At 45.3% G+C, this 23,949-nt stretch carries 21 protein-coding genes and 1 other annotated feature (1 of these 22 cut by a window edge); of the genes, 11 read left to right on the top strand and 10 right to left on the bottom strand.

Going from position 1 to position 23,949, the window contains the following annotated elements:
• Nucleotides 1–9 precede the first annotated feature (9 nt).
• The 4 genes from ileS to ispH all read left to right on the top strand — a co-directional run bounded on the left by ileS (nucleotide 10) and on the right by ispH (nucleotide 5,000).
• Complete coding sequence (gene ileS / locus QMY49_RS12220; protein WP_050938492.1) at nucleotides 10–2,838, top strand: isoleucine--tRNA ligase; 2,829 nt, start codon at nucleotides 10–12, stop codon at nucleotides 2,836–2,838.
• A gap of 73 nt (nucleotides 2,839–2,911) precedes the next feature.
• A complete protein-coding gene (gene lspA / locus QMY49_RS12215) occupies nucleotides 2,912–3,418 on the top strand; it encodes a signal peptidase II (RefSeq protein ID WP_005440576.1) in 507 nt (168 codons plus the stop codon).
• A gap of 160 nt (nucleotides 3,419–3,578) precedes the next feature.
• Nucleotides 3,579–4,010 carry an FKBP-type peptidyl-prolyl cis-trans isomerase gene (gene fkpB / locus QMY49_RS12210; RefSeq protein ID WP_005447933.1) on the top strand — a complete coding sequence of 144 codons (432 nt, stop codon included), beginning with the start codon at nucleotides 3,579–3,581 and terminating at the stop codon, nucleotides 4,008–4,010.
• 24 nt (nucleotides 4,011–4,034) lie between these two features.
• Complete coding sequence (gene ispH / locus QMY49_RS12205) at nucleotides 4,035–5,000, top strand: 4-hydroxy-3-methylbut-2-enyl diphosphate reductase (RefSeq protein WP_017190109.1); 966 nt, start codon at nucleotides 4,035–4,037, stop codon at nucleotides 4,998–5,000.
• Nucleotides 5,001–5,113: 113 nt separating this feature from the next.
• Here ispH and btsR read toward each other — a convergent pair whose 3' ends face one another.
• From btsR to QMY49_RS12190, 3 genes are all read right to left on the bottom strand, one after another.
• Nucleotides 5,114–5,842 carry a two-component system response regulator BtsR gene (btsR, locus tag QMY49_RS12200; RefSeq protein WP_005447935.1) on the bottom strand — a complete coding sequence of 243 codons (729 nt, stop codon included), beginning with the start codon at nucleotides 5,840–5,842 and terminating at the stop codon, nucleotides 5,114–5,116.
• A 32-nt stretch (nucleotides 5,843–5,874) separates the two neighbouring features.
• Nucleotides 5,875–7,545: a sensor histidine kinase gene (locus tag QMY49_RS12195; protein WP_009697640.1), complete on the bottom strand. Its 1,671-nt coding sequence runs from the start codon at nucleotides 7,543–7,545 to the stop codon at nucleotides 5,875–5,877.
• Nucleotides 7,546–7,673: 128 nt separating this feature from the next.
• The gene (locus QMY49_RS12190; RefSeq protein WP_009697641.1) at nucleotides 7,674–9,158 is read right to left on the bottom strand and encodes a carbon starvation CstA family protein; all 1,485 of its coding nucleotides are present in this window, start codon (nucleotides 9,156–9,158) and stop codon (nucleotides 7,674–7,676) included.
• Nucleotides 9,159–9,474: 316 nt separating this feature from the next.
• On the opposite strand from QMY49_RS12190, the gene QMY49_RS12185 reads away from it, so the two are divergent.
• Complete coding sequence (locus tag QMY49_RS12185) at nucleotides 9,475–9,816, top strand: DUF2799 domain-containing protein (protein ID WP_005425322.1); 342 nt, start codon at nucleotides 9,475–9,477, stop codon at nucleotides 9,814–9,816.
• A 110-nt stretch (nucleotides 9,817–9,926) separates the two neighbouring features.
• The gene (locus QMY49_RS12180) at nucleotides 9,927–10,256 is read left to right on the top strand and encodes a hypothetical protein (protein WP_005447939.1); all 330 of its coding nucleotides are present in this window, start codon (nucleotides 9,927–9,929) and stop codon (nucleotides 10,254–10,256) included.
• Between the two features lie 86 nt (nucleotides 10,257–10,342).
• Here the strand turns inward: QMY49_RS12180 and murQ are convergent, their stop codons facing one another.
• On the bottom strand, nucleotides 10,343–11,269 hold the full coding sequence (gene murQ, locus QMY49_RS12175) for an N-acetylmuramic acid 6-phosphate etherase (protein ID WP_199479708.1): 927 nt from the start codon (nucleotides 11,267–11,269) through the stop codon (nucleotides 10,343–10,345).
• 64 nt (nucleotides 11,270–11,333) lie between these two features.
• Nucleotides 11,334–12,446 (bottom strand): anhydro-N-acetylmuramic acid kinase, encoded by a 1,113-nt coding sequence (locus QMY49_RS12170; RefSeq protein WP_026138182.1) that lies wholly within the window; start codon nucleotides 12,444–12,446, stop codon nucleotides 11,334–11,336.
• A gap of 100 nt (nucleotides 12,447–12,546) precedes the next feature.
• On the opposite strand from QMY49_RS12170, the gene nagZ reads away from it, so the two are divergent.
• The 3 genes from nagZ to tyrA all read left to right on the top strand — a co-directional run bounded on the left by nagZ (nucleotide 12,547) and on the right by tyrA (nucleotide 15,994).
• Nucleotides 12,547–13,530 (top strand): beta-N-acetylhexosaminidase, encoded by a 984-nt coding sequence (gene nagZ / locus QMY49_RS12165; protein WP_069218182.1) that lies wholly within the window; start codon nucleotides 12,547–12,549, stop codon nucleotides 13,528–13,530.
• A 238-nt stretch (nucleotides 13,531–13,768) separates the two neighbouring features.
• Nucleotides 13,769–14,842, top strand: a complete 1,074-nt coding sequence (locus tag QMY49_RS12160; protein WP_005447945.1) for a 3-deoxy-7-phosphoheptulonate synthase — start codon at nucleotides 13,769–13,771, stop codon at nucleotides 14,840–14,842.
• A gap of 24 nt (nucleotides 14,843–14,866) precedes the next feature.
• Nucleotides 14,867–15,994 (top strand): bifunctional chorismate mutase/prephenate dehydrogenase, encoded by a 1,128-nt coding sequence (gene tyrA, locus QMY49_RS12155; RefSeq protein WP_005447947.1) that lies wholly within the window; start codon nucleotides 14,867–14,869, stop codon nucleotides 15,992–15,994.
• A 79-nt stretch (nucleotides 15,995–16,073) separates the two neighbouring features.
• Here tyrA and QMY49_RS12150 read toward each other — a convergent pair whose 3' ends face one another.
• The 3 genes from QMY49_RS12150 to ettA form a co-directional block, all read right to left on the bottom strand.
• Entirely contained in the window at nucleotides 16,074–17,075 is a 1,002-nt protein-coding gene (locus QMY49_RS12150) for a M23 family metallopeptidase (protein ID WP_009699373.1), read from the bottom strand.
• 29 nt (nucleotides 17,076–17,104) lie between these two features.
• The gene (locus QMY49_RS12145) at nucleotides 17,105–17,473 is read right to left on the bottom strand and encodes a PilZ domain-containing protein (RefSeq protein WP_009697646.1); all 369 of its coding nucleotides are present in this window, start codon (nucleotides 17,471–17,473) and stop codon (nucleotides 17,105–17,107) included.
• A 257-nt stretch (nucleotides 17,474–17,730) separates the two neighbouring features.
• Nucleotides 17,731–19,398: an energy-dependent translational throttle protein EttA gene (gene ettA / locus QMY49_RS12140; protein ID WP_005447952.1), complete on the bottom strand. Its 1,668-nt coding sequence runs from the start codon at nucleotides 19,396–19,398 to the stop codon at nucleotides 17,731–17,733.
• Between the two features lie 375 nt (nucleotides 19,399–19,773).
• Between ettA and sltY the strand changes: the two genes are divergently transcribed.
• Together sltY and trpR are read left to right on the top strand one after the other, a co-directional pair.
• Nucleotides 19,774–21,720 carry a murein transglycosylase gene (gene sltY / locus QMY49_RS12135; RefSeq protein ID WP_017190117.1) on the top strand — a complete coding sequence of 649 codons (1,947 nt, stop codon included), beginning with the start codon at nucleotides 19,774–19,776 and terminating at the stop codon, nucleotides 21,718–21,720.
• 13 nt (nucleotides 21,721–21,733) lie between these two features.
• Nucleotides 21,734–22,036: a trp operon repressor gene (gene trpR / locus QMY49_RS12130; RefSeq protein ID WP_005447954.1), complete on the top strand. Its 303-nt coding sequence runs from the start codon at nucleotides 21,734–21,736 to the stop codon at nucleotides 22,034–22,036.
• Between the two features lie 93 nt (nucleotides 22,037–22,129).
• On the opposite strand, the gene yjjX is transcribed toward trpR, so the two are convergent.
• Together yjjX and pheA are read right to left on the bottom strand one after the other, a co-directional pair.
• A complete protein-coding gene (gene yjjX, locus QMY49_RS12125) occupies nucleotides 22,130–22,663 on the bottom strand; it encodes an inosine/xanthosine triphosphatase (protein WP_009697648.1) in 534 nt (177 codons plus the stop codon).
• A 24-nt stretch (nucleotides 22,664–22,687) separates the two neighbouring features.
• Nucleotides 22,688–23,866 carry a prephenate dehydratase gene (gene pheA, locus QMY49_RS12120; RefSeq protein WP_005447956.1) on the bottom strand — a complete coding sequence of 393 codons (1,179 nt, stop codon included), beginning with the start codon at nucleotides 23,864–23,866 and terminating at the stop codon, nucleotides 22,688–22,690.
• Nucleotides 23,867–23,879: 13 nt separating this feature from the next.
• Nucleotides 23,880–23,949: a sequence feature (Phe leader region), on the bottom strand (it continues 52 nt past the right edge of the window).

Raw genomic sequence — 23,949 nt, 5'->3', positions numbered from 1 at the left:
TAAGAATCGATGAGTGAGTATAAAGATACCCTGAACTTACCTGAAACAGGGTTTCCAATGCGCGGCAACCTGGCCAATCGTGAGCCAGAAATGCTTAAGCGTTGGTACAAAGAAGATCTTTACGGTGAAATCCGTAAAGCTAAGAAAGGCAAAAAGTCATTCGTACTGCACGATGGCCCTCCTTACGCGAACGGTGACATTCATATTGGTCACGCACTAAACAAGATTCTTAAAGACATTATTATTAAATCCAAAACACTTTCAGGTTTTGACGCACCTTACATCCCAGGCTGGGACTGTCACGGTCTACCAATCGAATTGATGGTAGAGAAGAAAGTTGGCAAACCAGGACAAAAAGTGACAGCTGCTGAGTTCCGCGAGAAATGTCGTGAGTACGCGGCCGGTCAGGTTGAAGGTCAGAAAGAGAGCTTCAAGCGTCTTGGTATCATGGGTGAGTGGGACAAGCCATACCGCACTATGGATTTTGCAACTGAAGCGAACATCATTCGTGCTCTTGGTAAGATCGCAAGCAAAGGTCACCTACTGAAAGGTTTTAAACCAGTTCACTGGTGTACAGACTGTGGTTCAGCTCTTGCTGAAGCAGAAGTTGAGTACAAAGATAAAGTATCGCCATCTATCGACGTTCGTTTTAAAGCGGCTGACGAAGCGGCACTGCTATCTAAGTTTGAACTGACAGAAGGTCATGAAGGTCAAGGTGACGTGTCTATCGTTATCTGGACAACAACGCCTTGGACGCTGCCTGCAAACCGCGCAGTATGTCTACGTGATGATCTAGAATACGTACTTATCCAAACAGAAGGCGACAACGCTGAGCGTATTATCGTTGCTGCTGAGCTAGCGAAAGACGTAATGGATCGTGCTGGTATCGAGCACTTCCACAACCTAGGCTTTGCAAAAGGTACGGATCTAGAGCTTTCTCAGTTCCAACACCCATTCTACGATTTCACAGTACCGGCGATCCTTGGTGATCACGTTACAACTGATTCAGGTACTGGTGTTGTTCACACTGCTCCTGGTCACGGTCAAGAAGACTTCGCGGTTGGTAACAAGTACAACCTAGAAGTAGCAAACCCAGTTGGTTCAAACGGCGTTTACCTACCGGACACTGAGCTATTTGCTGGTCAGCACGTATTTAAAGCGAACGATGCAGTAGTAGAAGTACTGAAAGAAAAAGGTGCACTACTACACCACCACGCTTACGAGCACAGCTACCCACACTGTTGGCGTCATAAGACTCCAATCATCTTCCGTGCTACGCCTCAATGGTTCGTATCTATGGACCAAGCTTGCCTACGTGCTAAAGCACTAGAGTCAATCAAGAACGTAGAGTGGATGCCTGAATGGGGTCAAAGCCGCATCGAAGGTATGATCGAAGGTCGCCCAGAGTGGTGTATCTCTCGTCAACGTACTTGGGGTGTGCCAATTGCTCTGTTCGTTCACAAAGAAACAGCAGAACTTCATCCAAACACACTAGAGCTTATCGAGAAGGTTGCTCTGTTGGTTGAAGAGAAAGGCATTCAAGCGTGGTGGGATGTTGATTCAGCAGAACTACTAGGTGCTGACGCTGACCAGTACGAAAAAGTACTAGATACGCTAGACGTATGGTTCGATTCTGGTGTAACACACTTCTCTGTTGTTGATGCTCGTGAAGAGTACAACGGCAACAGTGCAGACCTATACCTAGAAGGTTCTGACCAACACCGTGGTTGGTTCCAGTCTTCGCTAATTTCATCTATCGCGATGAAAGACGAAGCACCATACAAGCAAGTTCTGACACACGGTTTCGTGGTTGATGGTCACGGTCGTAAGATGTCTAAATCTATCGGTAACGTGGTTGCGCCAAAAGACGTAACGAACAAGCTAGGTGCTGACATTCTTCGCCTATGGGTTGCATCTACTGACTACACTGGTGAAGTTGCGGTTTCTGATGAAATCCTAAAACGCAGCGCAGATGCGTACCGTCGTATCCGTAACACAGCGCGTTTCTTCCTAGCTAACCTGAGCGGCTTCAACCCAGAAACAGACATCGTTCCTGTTGAAGAGATGGTTGCGCTAGATCGCTGGGCAGTTGGTCGTGCGCTAGCAGCACAAGAAGAGATTGTTAAAGCGTACGAAGAGTACAACACACACGGTGTGACTCAGCGTCTAATGCAATTCTGTTCAATCGAAATGGGTTCTTTCTACCTAGACGTAATTAAAGACCGTCAGTACACAGCAAAACGTGGCGGTAACGCTCAACGTAGCTGTCAGACTGCACTTTACTACATCGTAGAAGCGCTCGTTCGTTGGATGGCGCCAATCATGTCGTTCACTGCAGATGAAATCTGGAACGAAATGCCAGGCGAGCGCGACAAGTTCGTATTCACTGGTGAGTGGTTCGATGGCCTATTCGGTCTTGCTGAAGGTGAAGAGCTGAACAACGAATTTTGGACTGAGATCCAAGCGGTTCGTGGTGCAGTAAACAAACTTCTAGAAGATGCGCGTAAAGAGAAAACCATCGGTGGTGCACTACAAGCTGAAGTGACGCTATTTGCTGATGACGCTCTAGCGGCGAAAATCAACAAACTAGAAGATGAACTGCGCTTTGTTCTACTAACTTCTGCTGCGAAAGTTAAGTCTCTAAGTGAGAAGACTGATGCAGCACAAGCGACAGATATCGAAGGCTTGTTTGTTGAAGTGGCAGCCGCTGAAGGCGAGAAGTGTGACCGTTGTTGGCACCACACGCCAGACGTAGGCACAATCGAAGGTCACGAGAAGATCTGTGGTCGTTGTGTGTCTAACGTTGACGGCGAAGGTGAAGTACGTAAATTCGCGTAATTACCCAGTACAACTGAACTTTTTTTAAAATTAACAGCCCCAGTATTTACTGGGGCTGTTTGTAGGTAAAGTAATGAGTGAAAAAGCACTGACGTTAAAGCAATCTGGAGTTCGCTGGCTGTGGTTAGCAATTCTGGTATTTATTGCAGATATTGGCATCAAATTGGTGGTGATGGACAACATGGGCTATGGATGGGCAAACCGAATTGAGGTGCTGCCATTCTTCAACCTACTTTATGTTCATAACTACGGTGCAGCATTCAGCTTCTTGAGCGATCAAGCGGGTTGGCAGCGCTGGTTGTTCACAGGTATCGCGTTTGTTGTTACAGGTCTTTTGACCTACTGGATGAGCAAGCTTCCAGCGAAAGAAAAATGGAACAACATCGCTTACGCACTGATTATTGGTGGTGCAGTGGGCAACGTGTTTGACCGTGTTGTTCATGGCTTTGTTGTTGATTACCTAGACTTCTTCTGGGGTAACTACCATTGGCCAGCATTCAACCTTGCAGATACAACTATCTGTATTGGTGCGGCAATGATCATTCTTGATGGCTTCCGCAAAAAGGACGCTGACAAGTAATCTTTTGCGATATATCGAATAACCCTAAGCGTCATCCGTTGATTCGGATGACGCTTTTTATTATGTTGGAGCGCAATCCGCGTATCTTCGTACAATAAAAGTAATCACGGTGAGTGATCATATAGAGCGCTGGAAAACCCAAGAACAAGGAAGCAGTAACGTGACAACAATAAATCAAGATTCAGCAGTAACACTGCATTTCACCATCAAAATGCAAGATGGCTCTGTAGCGGACAGCACACATAACATGGGCAAGCCTGCTAAGTTCGTGATGGGCGACGGCAGCTTAAGTGAGAACTTTGAGCAGTGCCTATTAGGCTTGCAAGTAGGTGAACAAAAGGCAATTGAACTAAAAGCGGCTGACGCTTTTGGCATGCCGAATCCAGACCATATCCACCATATGGATCGCACTAAATTTGTGGGCGAAGCGGAAGTTGAAGTCGGCACTATTATGGCGTTCAGTGGTCCCGATGGTATGGAAATCCCAGGCATCATTACTGAGATTGCTGGCGACTCAGTAACAGTGGACTTCAACCATCCACTCGCGGGACAAGACGTGACTTTCGAAGTCGAAATTTTGTCAGTAGAATAGCGAACCAAATAAAAGATAACTTCCATGAGCAATGAAATGAAAATCCTGTTAGCTAACCCACGTGGTTTCTGTGCTGGTGTTGACCGCGCGATTAGCATCGTAGAACGTGCGCTAGAGATGTATCAGCCACCTATCTATGTTCGACATGAAGTAGTGCACAACCGCTTTGTGGTTGAAGGTTTAAAACAGCGTGGTGCTATCTTCGTTGAAGAACTGCACGAAGTGCCAGACAACAACATTGTGATTTTCTCCGCTCATGGTGTATCTCAAGCGGTTCGCCAAGAAGCGAAGTCTCGTGATTTAACAGTGTTTGATGCGACCTGTCCGCTGGTAACCAAAGTACATATGGAAGTTGCACGTGCAAGCCGTCGCAATATGGAAGTGGTATTGATCGGTCACGCTGGTCATCCAGAGGTGGAAGGCACAATGGGTCAGTATTCAAGTGATACAGGCGGTATGTACCTTGTGGAAACACCTGCGGATGTTGAGAAGCTAAAAGCGATCGTAAAGGATCCATCTGATCTACACTACGTGAGTCAAACGACACTGTCTGTTGATGAAACCGCTGACGTAATTGAAGAGCTACGCCGTGTATTCCCAGACATTCAAGGTCCTCGTAAAGATGACATCTGTTACGCGACGCAAAACCGTCAAGATGCTGTGCGTGAGCTTTCTGCTGACGTAGATGTGATGGTCGTGGTAGGTTCCAAGAATTCATCAAACTCAACGCGTTTAAAAGAGCTCGCTGAAAAGCTAGGTACGCCAGGATACCTAACAGATTGTCCTGAAGACATTAAGCCTGAATGGTTTGAAGGTAAAGGCAAGGTTGGTGTGACTGCTGGTGCATCTGCGCCTGAAGAGCTGGTTAATCAAATCCTAGATCGCATCAAAGAGTTGGTTGGGGCGCAAGCCGTAGATGAAGTGCTTGGTCGCGAAGAAAACATGTTCTTCGAAGTACCAAAAGAGCTACAAATCAAGCAAGTTGATTAAGGCGATGAAAATATGCAAAAGGCGACCAGAAGGTCGCCTTTTTTGATTGTGTGGTTTCTATCTACTCGTGATGGTTTATACCCAGCCATTTCGGGGGTATTTTGGTATATACCCTAATGACTAATGCCGAGTAGCTCTTTGAGTACTTTTAAATAGCGGCGGCTCACGGGGATCTCAAAGCCTGTTTTGGTAATGATTTCTGCCAGCCCGTTTTCTAATAGCTTAATCTCGCTGATGGCTTTAATACTTACGAGATATTGTCGATGACAACGTACCAGTGGCGTTTTCTCTTCCAAGGTTTTCAGGGTCAATTGAGTACTTGCGGTTTGGCTGGTGGAGCGCACATGTACACCGCTAATATCACTGTAAGCACACTCAACTGTCTCCGTCGCCATGATCACTATGCGGTTGTGCCCAATACATGGAATTTGGTCGAGGTTTTCTGGTGCGATGGCTGACAGTTGCTGAGTGAGTGCAGATTGACTCATCACCTTGCTAAGGCGTTTGACGGTTTTGGTCAAACGACATGGATCAACGGGCTTGAGTAAGTAATCGAAGGCATTGTCTTCAAAGGCTTGAATAGCGTATTGATCATAAGCTGTCACAAACACCACATAAGGCATAGTTTCTGGGTCTAACATTCCCAGCAGCTCAATGCCCGTCACCTGAGGCATTTGGATGTCGAGAAACACCACATCTGGTTTCAGCTCATTGATTTTCTTCAGTCCCATGATGGCGTTTGACGCGTCGCCAATCACCTCAATTTGACCCGTTTCATCCAATAGCTCTGCCAACTCTTCACGAGCAAACTGTTCATCATCAATGACGAGGGCGGTTAACATCCAAGATTACCTTTTGTGCGTTTTCATTGCGCTTATCGCGAGTGGGGAATGATAAAACTCATTTTAGTAAATTGATGCTGCTGAGAGGTAATTTTTAGCGCTGAATCACGCCCAAATTGATTCGACAAGCGCTTATCGACGATTTCCATACCCAAACCAGAATGATTCTCTTTTGGCGGCTTATAACTACCTGCGTTGTCCTCAACCGTTATCAGCGCACCTTGAGGGTGTGCTTGGCTATAAATCTTCACTTTTCCTCCCTCTAACATATTAGAAACACCATGCTTGATGGCATTTTCGACCAGAGGTTGAAGAGTAAAACTCGGCAGCTTGATATCCAGTAATTCTGGTTCAATATCAATCTCAACTTCTAGGCGATCGGTAAAACGTGCTTTTTCGATCGATAAGTAGGAATTCACGTGCGCCAATTCTTCTTTTAGCGTCACTGTATTGATGTTCTGCTTTAAGTTACTGCGGAAGAAATGAGACAGATTTTGGATCAGTTCTCGTGCTTTGTCAGGATCACGACGAGTGATGGCACTAATGGTATTTAACGCGTTAAACAAGAAATGTGGATTCACCTGAGCATGCAGCAGTTTGATTTCTGCCTGAGCCAGTAGAGTTTGTTGCTGCTGATAATCACCATACAAGATTTGGCTTGAAAGAAGCTGAGCAATCCCTTCTGCCATTGACATATTCGCAGTAGAGAACAGTTTGCGTTTTGGTTCATAAAGCTTAATGGTTCCCACCACCTCTTTGCCTGCACGCAGAGGAATGATCAATGCAGAGCCCAACTTACAGTCTTGTGCTAATGAGCATTGATACGGTCGTTCGCTACCATCAAGGTAGATGATGTCGTTCTTTTCCATCGAATCTAGCGTGCTTTGCGATGAAATAGGAGTATTTGGCTTATGGTGATCATCGCCGATACCAACGAAAGCTAGGATCTTTTCTTGGTCGGTGATCGCGACGGCACCTACTTTGGTTTCGTCGTAGATGATGCGGGCGATTTTATCTGCATTCTCACTGTTAAAGCCGGTACTTAGAATACCAACTGAGCGATCGGCGATGCTTAATGCTCGGCGGGAGAAGGTGGCTGAGTATTTTTCGAAAATGGTTTTACGGTCTTGCAGGATACTCATAAACAGTGCCGCACCAACCGAGTTAGCAATGATCATTGGAGCTGCAATCGCTGAGACAAGCGCATAGGCTTGGTCGAAAGGTTTGGCTACAGCGAGTAACAGAATCATCTGCACAATTTCTGCTACGAAAGTGACACTGAATACCACGCTTGGATTGAACAACATGGCTCCCTTGTTACGCTTGATAAGGTAGACATGCAGCAAGCCGCCAATCAAGCCTTCAGCCGTGGTAGAAATCGCGCAGGCTAAATCGGTAAAACCGCCAAGTGTGTAGCGGTGAATACCACCGGTTAACCCCACAGCAAAACCGACCACAGGGCCTCCAAACAGCCCACCCATCACCGCACCAATGGCACGCGTATTGGCGATAGCATCGTTAATATGCAAGCCGAAGTAGGTGCCGAGAATACAAAAGCCAGAGAAGAGTACATAACAAATGAGCCGATGACTGAGGCGAGAGGAGATACTCAGCAGGGGCAAAATGATCGGCGTTTTACTCAGCATGTAAGCCAGCACTAAGTAAACACACATTTGTTGTAAAAGGGAGATGACCAGTTCCATAGCGAACCTAACCTAAAAATGATGTTGTTATTGTAACGTAGAAGAGAAACAAAAAGAGCCTGCGGTGAGCAGGCTCTTGGTTTTATCCAGTCATTGATAATGAATCGGTTAGCAAGCGAAGGTATTCATTATGCAGTTTCTGAAGCAGCTTGTGGTTTCTCTTCGTCAGCAAGCTCAGTCTCACCTTTACCTTTAGAGATTTTAATTACGTAGCCAGCTGCGGCTAGTGAGAACAGAATACCTGCGATGGTCGAGATTTGCATTGGCAGACCAAAGCCTAATGTACTGTTGTTTAGAATGAACGTAACACACACGGTTGTCATGAAGACCGCTGGGACAGTCGTGATCCAGTGGAACTTGTTGTGGCGTAATAGGTAAGCCGATGCAGTCCAAAGCATCATTACTGCTGTTGTTTGGTTTGCGAAGCCGAAGTAGCGCCAAATGATACCGAAATCTACTTGAGTCAAAACGCCACCGATAACGAATAGTGGTACAGCCATTAGAAGGCGGTTACGTAGTGTTTTTTGTTCCATACCGAAGTATTCAGCAAGAATCAGACGGCTAGAGCGGAATGCTGTGTCACCTGATGTGATTGGCAGAATTACAACACCTAGGAAGGCAATCACACCACCGAATACACCTAGTAGACCAAATGAAGCACTGTATACCACGTTACCAGGACCACCGTTTTTCACTGCTTCTGCAAGACCGTCAAGCGTACCGAAGAAAGACAGAGCGATAGCACACCAGATTAACGCGATAACACCTTCACCAATCATCGCACCGTAGAAAACGAAGCGACCGTTTTTCTCGTTTTCCATACAACGAGCCATCAGTGGTGACTGAGTTGCGTGGAAGCCAGAGATAGCGCCACATGCGATAGTGATAAACAGCGCTGGCCATAGAGGCATGTCGTTAGGGTTCAAGTTAGTGAACATATCGCTTACTTGGAAATCACCCATCACTGTGTGTTCGCTAGAAAACGCGACAGCTGTCATCAGACCAACAGACATGAAGATCAGTAGTGCGCCAAACAGTGGGTAGAAGCGACCAATGATTTTATCAACTGGAACAATTGTAGCGATGATGTAGTAAGCGAAAATCAATACAACCATCGTTGTCATGCTGACGTTTAGGCTAGTTTGGTCGTTAATTAGGTTCGTGATCATGCCAGCAGGCGCAGATACGAATACCACACCAACAAGAAGCAGCAGGACAATGGCAAAGATGTTCATAAAGTGTTTTGCGCCATTACCTAGGTAGCGACCTGTAATCGTTGGTACTGATGCACCACCATTACGAACAGAAAGCATGCCTGAGAAGTAATCGTGTACTGCACCTGCAAAGATACAACCTACAACAATCCACAACATAGCGGCAGGACCGTATAGGGCACCCATGATTGGACCGAAAATAGGACCAACACCAGCAATGTTGAGTAGTTGAACAAGGTAAACGCGTTTGGTTGACATTGGAACGTAGTCAACACCGTCGGTTTTTGTATGGGCAGGAGTTTGGCGATTCTCATTGATACCGAAAACTTTCTCAACGAAAGCACCGTAGATGAAGTATCCGCCGATAAGGGCTGCGACACAGGTTAGAAACCACATCATAGCAATTGTCCTTGGTTTATTAGGTAGGGTAATTTTTTAAGCTCAGGATGTATGGTATTCGCCTCTTTTGATAAGTGCATTCGCTCAGTGGATGAGTGGTCGAATAGAGAAGCGAGTGGTCGATATAAAGATTAAGTGGTTTTATCGTTTGCTTAGTGGTAGCACGATGGGTTAAGTGGTTCTATTCACCATTGAGTGGCTGTGATTAAGGGTAAGTGGTTACCTTAAGAGTTAAGTGGCGAAATCGACAGATAAGCGGCACATTACGGGCTTTAGTGGTAAGCTTGTTTGGAAAACAACTAGTTAAGGAAGAATCATGAAAAAGGCAACGTTAGGTTTGGCGCTGGCTTTATTGGCAGGCTGTGCGGCGACCACGGAAGAATTAGCGCAATCTGGTGATTGGTATCAGATCGGTTATCAAGATGGCATTGCAGGGCATACTTCTCGTACGGTGAAAGAACTCAATCAACTCGGTAATGCTAAGCAAGGTGACTACGACCAAGGTTATCTCGAAGGGGTGACGGAATACTGTAATCCTGATTTCGCTTACCAGATGGGATTGTCTGGTCAGTACTATGAAGGTGTATGCGAAGGCACACCACAAGCGCAGAAGTTTCGAATGGAATGGCAACGCGGTTGGAACGAATACAGTAACTAGTTCTGTTTCATAATCAAGACAGCAATTTGCCTTGTTAATCTTCTGACATTTGAATTTTATCGCTTTGATGTACTGATATGATTAGATTCAATCAGAAGTGAAATGGAAGCATGAAAAAAGTCTTTTTGGTCGTATTAGCACTGTTCCCTTTGACCGTTGGCGCAACCAATGTATTGAAAGAGTCGATCAAGATGAAGCGAAAGTATGACCATGACAAGCATCATATAACCAACACCATCAATCACACTAAGCGTAATATCAAAGAGATCACCGATGGCACTTATGTGGAGAACCAGGTTAAGCGCAAGGTAAACAATACCACTAGCAAGTACACCAATAAGGTCGACCGTGTGAAAAACATGACGAATCCTGATCAAATCAAGCGCAAAGCGAATGACAAGCTTAACCAAGAGTTTGATGAGTGGCTATATGAAGACTGATTCTCGATATCAGAATAAGAAAGGAGACCTTGAGGTCTCCTTTTTGTTTTTCTTGTGTTGGTCAATCTGGTTAACCATCTCACCCGTTATTTTGGCTGGTGACTTTCAACGGCTTTACGTAAGAAGCCATCTTGATGATGCAGATGCGCACGAGCTGAATCGATATCAAGATCGGTCAGGATCATCAAGATCGCCAGTTTTACTTCATAGTCTGTTTGCTTAAGTACTTCGGTTGCTTGTTCTTTGCTGCAATCGGTCGCTTGCATAACGATGCGTGCGGCGCGCGCTACCAGTTTGTTGTTGGTCGCTTTCACGTCGACCATCAGGTTTTGATAACTTTTACCTAAACGGATCATGCTCGCTGTGGTCAGCATATTCAGAACCAGCTTCTGCGCGGTTCCTGATTTTAAACGTGTTGAACCGGTTAAAGCTTCAGGACCTACGACAGGACAAATGGCGATGCTAGCGATCTCTGCAATTGGTGAGTCTGGGTTACAAGACAGTGCCACTGTCGTCGCTCCTATCTCGTTGGCGTACTCCAAACCACCAATCACGTAAGGTGTGCGTCCACTAGCGGCGATGCCGACCACGACATCATGATGAGTGAACTCGATGTCTTTCAAATCTTGTTCACCTAAAATTGGAGAGTCTTCTGCGCCTTCTTTCGCTTTGAGGATGGCTTCTGGACCACCTGCAATCAAGCCAACCACCATCTTGTCAGGCACACCAAATGTTGGTGGGCATTCTGATGCATCAAGCACCCCTAAACGACCACTGGTGCCTGCGCCCATGTAAACCAAACGACCGCCTACCTTAAATGCGTCGGTGATTTTATCTACCGCGAGGGCGATCTCCGGCAACGCTTTCTCAACGGCAAGTGGAACGAGTTTGTCTTGTTGATTAAGACGCTGAACAATATCCAGAGATGGTAATAAGTCGATGTCCATCGTATCTGGGTTGCGACCTTCTGAAACAAGGTGAGCGAGAGCGGCAATAAGCGCGTCATTTGTCATAGTGATTTAAGCCTTTTGAATACTGAATTCGTTTCATCTTTAAGCTGTATTTAGAACAACTCATTTAGTTTTTAGGATAGAGCACACCGAGTGAAGCAAGACGACTTGCCCCTGTCACTTCTGGCAAGTTGCTTGGCAATCCATGAACGTGGCGCTGTGCAAGCCAAGCAAAAGCCATGGCTTCCATATAGTCTCCGTCGACACCCTTGTCGTTGGTTGTTGCGACTTGCCACTGAGGGAGAAGGGCTGCCAAACGTTGCATCAATAGTGGGTTTCTTGCTCCACCACCACACACTAAAAGCTGAGGCTTTTGACCATGAGTGAACTTTTCCACTTCGACAGCAATGGTCATTGCCGAGTATTCGCAAAGTGTGCGTTGTACATCTTGTACAGAGACACGGTGATTCGTTAGCTGTTGATGTAACCAATCGATATTGAACAGTTCTCGCCCTGTGCTTTTAGGCGGTGGCATCGCAAGATAAGGAGCCTCCAACAGTTGAGCCAGTAAAGCTGCATTGATCTTACCTTGCAGAGCAAATTGGGCGTCTTTGTCGAAGCCTTGTCCAGTATTCTGCTCACACCATGCGTCCATCAACATATTACCCGGACCGGTGTCATAACCAATCACCGGCTGCTCGGGATGTAATACAGAGATATTGGCAATACCACCGATGTTAAGCACTACCGTTGTGGAGTCTTGCATCGCAAAGATACTTTTGTGAAACGCAGGAACAAGTGGTGCACCTTGTCCACCTAGCGCCATGTCTTTGCGTCGAAAATCTGCCACGGTATCAATACCGGTTTTGACCGCAATGATGTTGGCATCACCCAGTTGAGTGGTGAAGGGCAGATCGCCAGTTGGCTGGTGGAAAACGGTTTGACCATGATTGCCAATGGCTCGGACTTGCTCAGCGGAATAGCCAGATTTATTCAGTAGTTGTAATACGGCATCGGCAAACAAATGCCCGAGTTGGTGGTCCAGTTCGCCAAGTGCTTTCAGGTTAGTGTCTTGTCCTGTGCAAATCGACAGAAGCATTTGTTTAATGTGAGGCGGCATTGGGTAATCATCGTGCGCAATTAGGCAAACATGGTCATTTTCAATTTCTACCAGTGCCGTATCCACACCGTCCATGCTGGTTCCAGACATTACGCCAATGTACAGATTGTTAAGATTCACAGCCGATTCCGTCAATTCTTCGATTCACTTATTGTAAAGCAATTCTGAAGCGAATAACCTCATCGAATACGAGATATTCAGCCGATTTTGAGGAGAAACAATGGGACCGTTATGGGTTGATGTTGCAGGCTACGAACTGACTGCAGAAGACAGAGAAATTTTGGAACATCCAACGGTTGGTGGTTTGATTTTATTTACACGTAACTACCACGACAGCAAGCAGCTTCAAGCTCTTACCCAGTCTATCCGTAAAGCGGCGAAACGTCCGATTTTGATTGGTGTTGACCAAGAGGGCGGGCGCGTTCAGCGTTTCCGTGAAGGTTTCTCTCTCATTCCAGCGGCTGACGAATATGCCAAGCACCAAAATAGTGAGGAACTGGCACGCATGGGGGGGTGGTTGATGGCCGCAGAGCTGATAGCTCATGACATTGACCTAAGTTTCGCGCCTGTGCTGGATAAAGGTCATCAGTGTAAAGCGATCGGCAGTCGAGCTTTTGGTGAGGATATGGACACAATTTTGCGTCACAGTTCTGCTTACATGCATGGCATGAAGAGTGTCGGTATGGCAACAACGGGTAAGCACTTTCCTGGTCATGGCGGTGTGATTGCTGATTCACACCTAGAGACTCCGTACGATGAGCGCAGTGATATCTTTGAGCAAGATATGGCTATTTTCAAAGCGCAAATCGATTCCGGCATCTTAGATGCGATGATGCCTGCTCATGTCATTTTCCCCAATTATGATGATCAACCTGCAAGTGGTTCAGAGTACTGGTTAAAACAAATCTTGCGCCAACAACTTGGTTTTAAAGGTTTGATCTTCTCTGATGATTTGACCATGGAAGGTGCCGCAATTATGGGTGGTCCTGCCCAGCGAGGCATACAGGCATTAAAAGCAGGTTGTGACATGCTATTAGTTTGTAACAAGCGCGATGCACAGGTGGAAGTTCTCGATAACCTGCCAACTACTTCCGTTCCTCTTGCTGATGCCTTGCTGAAAAAACAAAACTTTACACTAAGCGAGTTAAAATTGTCTCAAGAGTGGAAAGACGCTACTGAAGCCATGAAGCGATTGATTGGTTAGCCATGTAAACCTTGAGTATTGGTTTACTTGGGGGATACGTAAACTGTCGAAAACACCTATTTTAAGCCGAAGTGCCCTGCATTTCGGCTTTTTCTTTGTGTGTAAATTTAAGTTTACATTAAATGTTTTTTATTGTGTACGCTTGTATTTCTTTTGTAGCCTGTTATCTTGTCGATAGAGCTTAGTTGTCTCACCAAGGAATTGGTTGGGTGTAAACAAAAATATACAGGTCGAAGTTATGCAAAGAAGTGAATTGAGCAACATCAACATCAGCGAAGAACAAGTACTGATCACGCCTGAGGAGCTAAAAGTTAAGCTTCCTTTGAGTGAAAAGGCACGTCGTTTCATTCAAGAGTCTCGTCAAACCATCGCTGACATCATTCACAAGAAAGATCATCGTCTGCTTGTTGTATGTGGACCATGTTCTATTCATGACGTAGAGGCAGCGAAGGACTACGCTAAGCGCCTAAAAGCCCTTTCAGAACAACTAAGCGACCAACTGTATATTGTAATGCGTGTTTACTTTGAAAAACCTCGAACCACGGTTGGTTGGAAAGGTTTGATCAATGACCCACACCTAGATGGTAGCTTCGACATTGAACATGGTTTGCATGTTGGTCGTGAACTGCTGGTTGAATTGGCAGAGATGGAAATCCCGCTAGCAACAGAAGCTCTTGATCCAATCAGCCCACAATACCTTGCGGATACTTTTAGCTGGGCGGCGATCGGTGCTCGCACAACGGAGTCACAAACTCACCGCGAGATGGCAAGTGGTCTTTCTATGCCTATTGGTTTTAAGAATGGTACGGATGGTAGCTTGGCAACTGCTGTTAACGCGATGCAAGCGGCTTCTTCTAGTCATCGTTTCATGGGAATCAACCGTGAAGGCCAAGTGGCACTGCTAACGACACAAGGCAACCCAAATGGTCATGTCATTTTACGTGGAGGTAAGCAAACCAACTACGATTCAGTATCAGTGACTGAATGTGAGCAAGAAATGGCGAAGTCTGGTCTCGATGCTTCGCTGATGGTGGACTGTAGCCATGCGAACTCGCGTAAAGATTACCGTCGTCAGCCATTGGTCGCAGAAGATGTGATTCATCAAATCCGTGAAGGAAACAAGTCAATCATTGGCTTGATGATTGAGAGCCATATCAATGAAGGTAATCAATCTTCTGACTTGCCACTCGAAGAGATGAAATACGGCGTATCGATCACCGACGCATGTATCAATTGGGATTCAACTGAGGCACTATTACGTCATGCACACGAAGAGCTGGTGCCTTTCTTAGAGAATCGTCTAAAAGGCTAACAACACGGGATTTAAGGAACATCAATGGCAGTTGAACTTAACGCATTACGCGATCAGATTGATGCAGTCGACAAGCAAATGTTGGAGCTATTAGCTCAGCGTTTGGCTCTAGTAGAGAAAGTAGGGGAAGTAAAAAGCGAACACGGTTTGCCAATTTATGCCCCAGATCGTGAGGCGGCAATGCTGGCATCACGACGAGCTGAAGCTGAAAAAATGGGGATCCCTCCACAACTGATTGAAGACATTCTTCGTCGAACAATGCGTGAGTCTTATGCCAGCGAGAAAGATTCCGGTTTTAAGTGTTTGAACCCAGAATTGCGCTCAGTGGTTATTATTGGTGGTAATGGTCAGTTAGGTGGTCTGTTTGGTCGAATGTTTAAGCTGTCTGGTTACCAAGTTAAAGTGCTGGGCAGTAAAGACTGGGATCATGCAGACGACATCTTGGAAGATGCTGGGCTGGTGGTGGTTACTGTTCCGATTCACCTGACAGAAGGTGTGATTGAAAAGCTAGGCAACCTACCAAAAGACTGCATTCTTTGTGACCTGACTTCCATCAAGTCTAAGCCATTGCAAGCAATGTTGAATGTGCACCAAGGTCCGGTTGTTGGTTTACACCCTATGTTTGGTCCAGATGTGCCAAGCTTAGCGAAACAGGTAATTGTGTACTGTGATGGTCGTGGTAACGAACAATACCAATGGCTATTGCAACAATTTGGGATTTGGGGCGCAAGCCTGTGCCAAATTGATGCGCAAGAGCACGATCATGGCATGACATTGATTCAGGCGCTGCGCCACTTCACTTCGTTTGCTTACGGTATGCACCTAAGTAAAGAGAATCCAAACATTGAACAGTTGTTAAAGTTGAGCTCGCCAATTTACCGCTTGGAGTTAGCGATGGTAGGGCGTTTGTTTGGTCAAGATCCAAACCTCTACGGTGACATTATTCTTTCGTCGCAAGAGAACATCGATATGATTAAGCGATTCCACCAACGTTTTGGTGAGGCGCTGAGCATTTTGGATAGCAAAGACAAAGCGGAATTTGTTGAAAGCTTTGAACAAGTCAGTGATTGGTTTGGTGAGTACTCTCAACAATTTATGAACGAGAGTCAGAATCTGCTAAAACAAGCGAATGACAATATCCATCGTGGATAAACACCGATTTGATAGATAAAAAGAGCAGCCCTGAGGCTGCTCTTTTTATATGTGAAGTGAAGAAAAGGAGCGCAAAACCTTAGTTGGTTGCGGTTCCTGTCTTATCTTCGCTTGATACGGTGCTGATGCTAGTATCACGGTAAGGTGAGTTAGTCAGATTGATTTGCAGACGAACGACATTATCAATCAATTGAACCAATGGTCCCCATTTCACCTTTTTCTCTTTCTCGAATGCGTAGTTGAAGTTTTCTGGTGTCCAATCCATCAGATATTGAGGATTCAACGCACGACCTAAGAAGCGCACCTCATAATGTAAGTGTGGTCCAGTTGAGTTACCTGAATTACCACATTGTGCAATCACATCACCTTTACTTACGAACTGACCACTTTTCACTTTAAAACGGTTTAAGTGGGCAAAAGAGCTCGAGAAACCAAAAGAGTGACGCAGAGTTAGGTAGTTGCCGTAACCTCTGTTACTTGGTCGTACTGTCTCCACAACCCCATCGGCTGGAGCCAGGATCTCTTCACCGCGTTTGCAGGTGAGATCGATACCGGTGTGAACATGACGTTTACCAGAAATAGGGTTAATACGACTGCCATATGAAGATGAAATACGTTGGTAGGTCATCGGGCTGTCGTTTGGTATCAAGCGAAACATGGTGGCTCTGACCGCTGAGTCTATCGCAGCTGCATCGATCCGCTCTTCTAACGCGAGATTGCTTTCTTCACCTATTAACTCTTCATCTGCCAAGCCGAGTACGGATTCAACATCAAATACGCGCTTCCCGAGAAGTTGTATTTGGTTATTTTTGTCCGTCAGAGACTGAGATAATGAATGGTTGGTGTCCAACTGCTCTTCGTACAATGCAGTGATTTGTGCTTTCTCGCTCTCAAGCTTTGCGATGGTCTGGTTTAATGTTTGTGCGTCATGAACCTGTTTTTGGTTCATATACCAAGCGCCACCAATGACAGCCGGTAGCGCAATGACCGATGCGCAAATGGTTAGGATCGAAAGGCGACCCAAATGAAATTGCTGATTCCCATCTTTGGTTGGGATCTGCATGATGATTTTTCTAGACATGATTATTGTTACTAAAGCAGGCGTTCAGTTTATTCTTCCCCTAAATCCGAAAGGTGTTCTAACTCTCGATTTAGGAGCTCGTTATTGCCTACATTCAATTCTATGAATCGTTTTAATTGGCTAATACTGTCGATGTCTATGTTGCTGATCTTTAGCCGAACTTCATTGTCTGCAATTGAAATGACGTCAGCATTTAATCGCATGGTTTGCTCTGATTGAATAAACGAAAAACCGACTTCTACGGGCTGTAATAAATTCAGTTTTTTTGCATCTTCAGCTTTTAATAACAAGCCATGTAAAGAAAGGTCTTGAATGGTAGCTGGTATTACCAAATCTCTCTGTTCAATTAAGGCTGGTACTTGGTAGATGATGCGTGAAAAGCGTCGTCTTTCCGTCATAGAGCTTTCTCGTAAAGTGTCAAACAATGGCAAGACTATACCAAATAGAACAAAAAATGTTCGATTTTTGTGTTTGAAATGTCGAAAATGCTACAGAGTTATGCTGGCTAAAGGTTAGGCTCTTTACATGCTACAAGGGCATTTGAGCTATTTATGCAACACATACAACAAAGGTCGCTATGATAGCGACCTTTGTACGAATTACAAGCAAAGGTGAGATGTAAGGTGAAATACCGCACATCAACCTGCGGTCGAAATTACTTCGATACGCGCTTGTATTTGATACGGTGTGGCTCAGCCGCTTCAGGACCAAGCGTCTTCTTCAGCCATTCCATGTACTCGTTATAGTTACCTTCGTAGAAGTTAACTTGACCTTCATCGCGGTAGTCGATGATGTGTGTCGCGATACGGTCTAGGAACCAGCGGTCGTGCGAGATAACCATTGCACAGCCAGGGAACTCTAGTAGAGCTTCTTCTAGCGCACGTAGTGTTTCAACGTCAAGGTCGTTGGTTGGCTCATCGAGTAATAGTACGTTACCGCCAGCTTTAAGAAGCTTAGCAAGGTGTACACGGTTACGCTCACCACCAGACAGTTCGCCGATAATCTTCTGTTGATCTGAACCTTTGAAGTTGAAGCGAGAACAGTAAGCACGTGCAGGAATTTCGAAGTTGTTTATCTTGATGATATCAGCGCCTTCAGAAATTTCTTGGAATACGGTGTTCTTGTCGTTCATTGAGTCGCGGAACTGCTCAACAGACGCTAGCTTCACGGTTTCACCTAGCTCAATCGTACCTGAATCAGGCTGTTCTGTGCCGCTTAGCATCTTGAATAGGGTCGATTTACCAGCACCGTTGGCACCGATAATACCTACGATTGCACCCTTAGGCATGCTGAATGATAGGTCATCAATAAGAACGCGACCGTCGAATGATTTCGTCAGGTTGTTCACTTCGATAACTTTATCACCTAGACGCTCACCTGGTGGGATGAACAGCTCGTTGGTTTCGTTACGTTTTTGGTGGTCAGTGTTTTGCAGCTCTTCAAAGCGCGCCATACGTGCTTTAGACTTCGCTTGACGACCTTTAGGGTTTTGACGAACCCATTCAAGTTCTTTCTCAATGGTCTTTTGACGAGCTTTTTCTTGAGATGCTTCTTGTTGTAGACGTGCATCTTTTTGCTCTAGCCAAGACGTGTAGTTACCTTCCCATGGAATACCTTCACCACGGTCAAGTTCTAGGATCCAACCCGCAGCGTTATCTAGGAAGTAACGGTCGTGGGTAATCGCAACTACAGTGCCTGTGTAATCAACTAGGAAGCGCTCTAGCCATGCAACAGACTCAGCATCCAAGTGGTTGGTTGGTTCGTCTAGTAGTAGCATGTCTGGCTTCTCTAGAAGAAGACGACAGATAGCAACACGGCGACGTTCACCACCAGATAGGTTTGCAATCTTTTGATCCCACTCAGGTAGACGAAGTGCATCAGCCGCACGCTCTAGCGCGTTGTCTAGGTTATGACCGTCTTTCGCTTGAATTAGCGCTTCTAGTTCGCCTTGCTCTTTTGCAAGTGCATCGAAGTCTGCGTCTGGTTCTGCATACGCAGCATATACCGCATCCAAACGCTTCAGCGCGTCTGCAACATCAGATACCGCTTCTTCAACCACTTCACGAACGGTTTTTGATTCGTCTAGTACTGGCTCCTGAGGTAGGTAACCTACGTTTAGACCAGGTTGTGGACGTGCTTCACCATCGATATCAGTATCGATGCCCGCCATGATACGTAGCAGAGTTGATTTACCCGCACCGTTCAGACCTAGAACACCGATTTTTGCACCTGGGAAGAAGCTTAGAGAGATGTCTTTAAGAATTTGACGCTTAGGTGGCACGATTTTGCTCACCCGCGACATGGTATATACGTATTCAGCCATTGCCGATCGTTCCTAAATTAACTGTCATTCAAAGCGTCTATTTTATACCAACTCCTTGAGTTTTGTTACCGCATTGCAAGAAATTCGCCGCTCATGTGATTTCTTCTTCATTGCTGACCGGAAACTCACAACTTTAGGGTATACACTTTTCTTGTTCACCCTTAATTCAATGTGCTGCGATTCATCAGGAAGAATGGATTGTTGGGAATCTATTTGTCTTTAAGGGTTCTAAAGTTTCACGAGTACAACATTTATTACATCAAGTCGCTTTACAATGAGAACTTAATACGGTGTAAATAGATGCATATGCTTTATGACTTACTACGCTTTGTATTCTTCATTAGTAAGGCATGGAGTGATAAACGTCTGAGGAAAATGACGCACATGAGATTCAACGTATCTGAATTGGCTAAAAGAGTATGTTATGCAGCCGCTTTATGTGCGGTTAGCGTATCAGCAAACGCTGCGCTGAGTTTAGAAAAGCAGCGCCAGGTCTATGAACAAGCTCAAGACCTATTAGATAAGAATGACATTGATGGTTACTTATCTATCCGTTCAAAAATCGCCAACTATCCACTGACTCCTTATGTGGATTATCGGGTGTTTCTGAGGCAATTATCGAGTAAGTCTCCACAACAGGTAGACGAATTTATTAAAGACCATGAGGCTTTTCCATTCTCACGTCGAATTCGTGCCCCTTACTTAGATAACCTTTATCGTCAGAAAGATTGGAAAACCATTACTGAGTTTCAGAGAGTGGAACCAAGTGGTGAGCGCTATCAATGTATTTTTTACGTCGCCCAATTAAATCAAGGCAAACAAGTGGCTGCGTTCAAAGGTGCAGAACACATGTGGTTGCGTGGCAGCAGCATTGCAGATGAGTGTGACCCATTATTCTCTGCGTGGGATAAAGCGGGTGAGCGCTCTGATGAACTTATCTTACAACGCATGTTGCTGGCGTTTGATGCGCGTAACGGTGGTTTATTGAGTTACCTACAAAAACTGCCTAAATCAAGCAAGGCGCAGCAGCAAGCCAAAGCGATGAAGGCACTGTTTGATAAACCAGAAACGGTCGCTGCATTTGCTAAGAAACAACCTGCTAATGATTTCAACCGTGCTCAAAGTGAATTCGCGTTAGAAAAACTAGCGCGTAAGGATACAAAAAAGGCGCAAGACGCTTACGCAATCGTTGTGAAAGGACAGAAGTTTTCACCAGAGAAAGCGCAAGCATTAGCTGACTATATTGCGATTCGTTTGATTCGTACCGAGTCAGATTCGTTGGCTCAATGGCGTGATGATAAGACGAAATCGAGTAAGAATTTACCCTTGATTGAAAGCCGCATTCGTTTATCGATTCAAAATGGTGATTGGAAAGGGGTACAGAAGTGGATTGCAGTTTTAAATGAAAAAGAACAAGCGACGCTTCGGTGGCAATACTGGTTAGGACGCAGTGAGATGGCGTTGGGTGATAAAGTCGCGGGCAAACAGCGCTTGGCTAAATTGGCGGGTCAACGGAATTTTTATAGTGTTGCTGCAGCGAATGCGATTGGTCAGTCGATTAAGTATCCATCGAGTACCGTGAAGCTCGATAAAAAGGTTGTTCAACCTTACCAAAAATCGTTAGTGCGAATTGAAGAGTTGATTGAAACCGACAAAATTGCTGCTGCCAAAAGTGAATGGGCACATTTGCTGCGTCGTGTTGGTAAAGAAGAGAAAAAGATGTTGGCGGCTTATGCTGCTTCTAAACGTTGGCATAATTTAACGGTAACAGCGAGTATTCAAGCTAAAATGTGGGACAACATACCTCTGCGTTTTCCTGTCGCTCACCGCTGGTGGTTTAATTTCTATGCCGAGAAACATAACATCGATCCTATTACTATGATGTCTTTGGCTCGACAAGAAAGTGCACTGGACTCTGAGGCTCGCTCACCCGTTGGTGCTCGTGGCTTGATGCAAATTATGCCTGCAACCGCGAAGTACACTGCTCGTAAATACAAGCTTAAATACCAAGGTACGGAAGACTTGTACAATGTAGGTAAGAATATTGAAATCGGTAGCCATTACTTACAAGGGTTAATGGAGGATTACGATAATAATCGTATTTTTGCGCTCGCCGCTTATAATGCAGGACCTAACCGAGTAAAAACGTGGCGAGAGCGAACCCAAGGAAAAGTGGACGCTTATTCCTTTATTGAAGCGATTCCGTTTAAAGAGACTCGCGGTTATGTGCAGAACATTTTGATGTTTGAAACGTATTACCGTGACCTTTTAGGTGTCGATGGTGCGTTCTTGACCCCAAATGAGATCAATACCAAGTATTGAGTGAGGTAACTTGATGTCACACGAACCTGAGTACAAAGACTGGCAGCAGATTGTTGAATTGATCCGCTCAAGTGTGGATAACCAGCAACATGAGATGTTGTTGACCATGCTAATGACACCGGATGAGAGAGAATCACTCACCGCACGTGTGAACATTCTGAATGAATTGCTGAAAGGTGAGCTTTCTCAACGTCAAATCAGTCAAATGCTGGGGGTTGGCATAGCAACGATCACTCGCGGCTCAAATGAGTTGAAGTCAAAGTCGGAAGTCGATAAGGACAAACTCAAGACGTTGCTCGAGCAAGGTGCTCAGTAAGGTCGTTTGAGTTTCTATATCATAGACAGTAAAAAGGGCGGAAAAACCGCCCTTTTTAATTCGTGTATTATTTAGCCATGAGTCTAAAAGCAGTTATAAATTCGCAGGGAAGTGCTCGGGATTCGTAAATGGAATCAACGCCAGAATCAAAGCTTGATGATACACCGAGCTACGAGTCAGTTGGTTTTGAGTTAGCAACCCAATTGCACCGCCTTTCTGTTTGATGTTGTCGGTACCAAACACTTCATCCATCACATCACCAAGTTCATTGGCATATTTAAGCTTCTGTAGTACTTCTGGTGGCAACATCAAGCTTGCAGAGCGAGATTCCCCGCGATGCGTATCAGATTCAATCACCATCCAAGCAAATGTGACTTTCCCTTCAATACCTGCTTCTAAACCGACATAGAAATCGGCATTCGTTATTTCGGCTTTAGCGTTACGAACGCGATTCAGAGCTCCGAGGTGCGTTTCATCATTTGTCATTGGTTGATCTGCGACTTCACTTGGAACGCTGACCCCAATGAATTCAAACTTCTGCTCAGGGAAAGCGCTGTGAAAAGCACTCTCTACGGCTTTGATTTTCGCTGGGTTAAGTGATGCGATAACGACTTTTTGGCCTGCCATGATCTTTTTACCTATGGATGTCTTTTAGCTCAGTTTAACTTGAGTCGGTTTCACGTTCTCACTTGGATAACAACCTAGTACTTTCAAGTGCTTAGTGATTTTAGTTAGCTCATCAATTGCCTGTTGCATTTCGTTCGAACCAAGATGAGATTCAAGGTCAACGTAGAACATTTCTTCCCATGGGTTACCCATGATTGGACGTGATTCTAGTTTGGTCATATTGATGCCGTAACGTTGAAGTACCAATAGCGTTTGAACCAGTGAGCCTGCTTCTTGAGAAGTCGACATGATCAGTGTGGTTTTTGCAGGGATCTGTGTCGATACTTCTACTGGTTTACGCGCAACTACGATAAAGCGTGTGTGGTTTTCGGTTTGGTTTGCGATATTGCCCTGAATCGCTTGTAGACCATAAAGCTTACCGCTTGAAGCATTACCGATTGCCGCTACATCATCACGATTGAGCTCTTGCACTTTTTGCATCGCATCTGCAGTACTTGCACAAGATTCTAGTTTCACGCCTTTCATGCGACTCAGGAACTCGCTGCATTGTTGGTGTGGTTGTGGATGAGAGTAAAGCGTTTTGATGTTCTCAAGACGAATGTCTTTGGTTGCCACCAAGCAATGTTCAATTGGTTGAGTCAGTTCACCAACGATGTACAGCGTTGTGTGTTGCAGTAGGTCGTAGACTTCATTGATCGAGCCTGAACTGGTGTTTTCAATTGGCAGCACACCATAATCAGCATGACCTGATTCGACCGTTTGAGTCACTTCTTTGAAGTGTTCACAGTTGAGTTCAATTAACTCTGTGTTCTTGCGGCTGAAGTATTCGCGACTTGCAAGGTGTGAGTAAGAGCCTTTCGCACCAAGAAAAGCGACACGAGCAAGTGGCTTACGGCTTTGCTGTGGGTTAACAAGGTTTTGTAGGTAGCTTTGTTGAAGAAGGACCGAGTCTTCAATGATGGTATGGAAAAGTTTGGTGATGTACTGAGCGTCGAGTTCGTATTTATCACGACCATTGGTGATCAGTTTTACTAGAAGCTGTTGTTCACGGACGGCATCACGAACAGGTTTCGAAGTTTGAACTTTGCTTTTAGCGACTTCAATGCTGAGCTTACGGCGTTCGGACAGCAGGCTTAATAACTCGTCATCGAGTTCATTCAAACGTAAACGAATTTCTTCCAGGGAAATAGGTTGGTCAGTCATCAATTCTTTCCTTATAAAAAAAGCCCCCCGATTTGGGAGGCTTTCTGTTTGTTTTTGACTTTTCTTTCACAAACGAGTTAGCC

Source organism: Vibrio harveyi (genome assembly GCF_030060435.1).
GTDB lineage: Bacteria > Pseudomonadota > Gammaproteobacteria > Enterobacterales > Vibrionaceae > Vibrio > Vibrio harveyi.
This window is presented reverse-complemented; position numbering and strand designations above follow the sequence as displayed.

Bases quoted from the DNA above. Each gene is read 5' to 3' on its own strand.
- lspA (WP_005440576.1), top strand. From the start codon at position 2,912: ATGAGTGAAAAAGCACTGACGTTAAAGCAATCTGGAGTTCGCTGGCTG.
- QMY49_RS12150 (WP_009699373.1), bottom strand. From the start codon at position 17,075: ATGTCTAGAAAAATCATCATGCAGATCCCAACCAAAGATGGGAATCAG.
- ettA (WP_005447952.1), bottom strand. From the start codon at position 19,398: ATGGCTGAATACGTATATACCATGTCGCGGGTGAGCAAAATCGTGCCA.
- ispH (WP_017190109.1), top strand. From the start codon at position 4,035: ATGAGCAATGAAATGAAAATCCTGTTAGCTAACCCACGTGGTTTCTGT.
- QMY49_RS12190 (WP_009697641.1), bottom strand. From the start codon at position 9,158: ATGATGTGGTTTCTAACCTGTGTCGCAGCCCTTATCGGCGGATACTTC.
- sltY (WP_017190117.1), top strand. From the start codon at position 19,774: ATGACGCACATGAGATTCAACGTATCTGAATTGGCTAAAAGAGTATGT.
- QMY49_RS12185 (WP_005425322.1), top strand. From the start codon at position 9,475: ATGAAAAAGGCAACGTTAGGTTTGGCGCTGGCTTTATTGGCAGGCTGT.
- pheA (WP_005447956.1), bottom strand. From the start codon at position 23,866: ATGACTGACCAACCTATTTCCCTGGAAGAAATTCGTTTACGTTTGAAT.
- btsR (WP_005447935.1), bottom strand. From the start codon at position 5,842: ATGTTAACCGCCCTCGTCATTGATGATGAACAGTTTGCTCGTGAAGAG.
- QMY49_RS12180 (WP_005447939.1), top strand. From the start codon at position 9,927: ATGAAAAAAGTCTTTTTGGTCGTATTAGCACTGTTCCCTTTGACCGTT.
- QMY49_RS12195 (WP_009697640.1), bottom strand. From the start codon at position 7,545: ATGGAACTGGTCATCTCCCTTTTACAACAAATGTGTGTTTACTTAGTG.
- trpR (WP_005447954.1), top strand. From the start codon at position 21,734: ATGTCACACGAACCTGAGTACAAAGACTGGCAGCAGATTGTTGAATTG.
- QMY49_RS12145 (WP_009697646.1), bottom strand. From the start codon at position 17,473: ATGACGGAAAGACGACGCTTTTCACGCATCATCTACCAAGTACCAGCC.
- nagZ (WP_069218182.1), top strand. From the start codon at position 12,547: ATGGGACCGTTATGGGTTGATGTTGCAGGCTACGAACTGACTGCAGAA.
- QMY49_RS12160 (WP_005447945.1), top strand. From the start codon at position 13,769: ATGCAAAGAAGTGAATTGAGCAACATCAACATCAGCGAAGAACAAGTA.
- yjjX (WP_009697648.1), bottom strand. From the start codon at position 22,663: ATGGCAGGCCAAAAAGTCGTTATCGCATCACTTAACCCAGCGAAAATC.
- tyrA (WP_005447947.1), top strand. From the start codon at position 14,867: ATGGCAGTTGAACTTAACGCATTACGCGATCAGATTGATGCAGTCGAC.
- ileS (WP_050938492.1), top strand. From the start codon at position 10: ATGAGTGAGTATAAAGATACCCTGAACTTACCTGAAACAGGGTTTCCA.
- murQ (WP_199479708.1), bottom strand. From the start codon at position 11,269: ATGACAAATGACGCGCTTATTGCCGCTCTCGCTCACCTTGTTTCAGAA.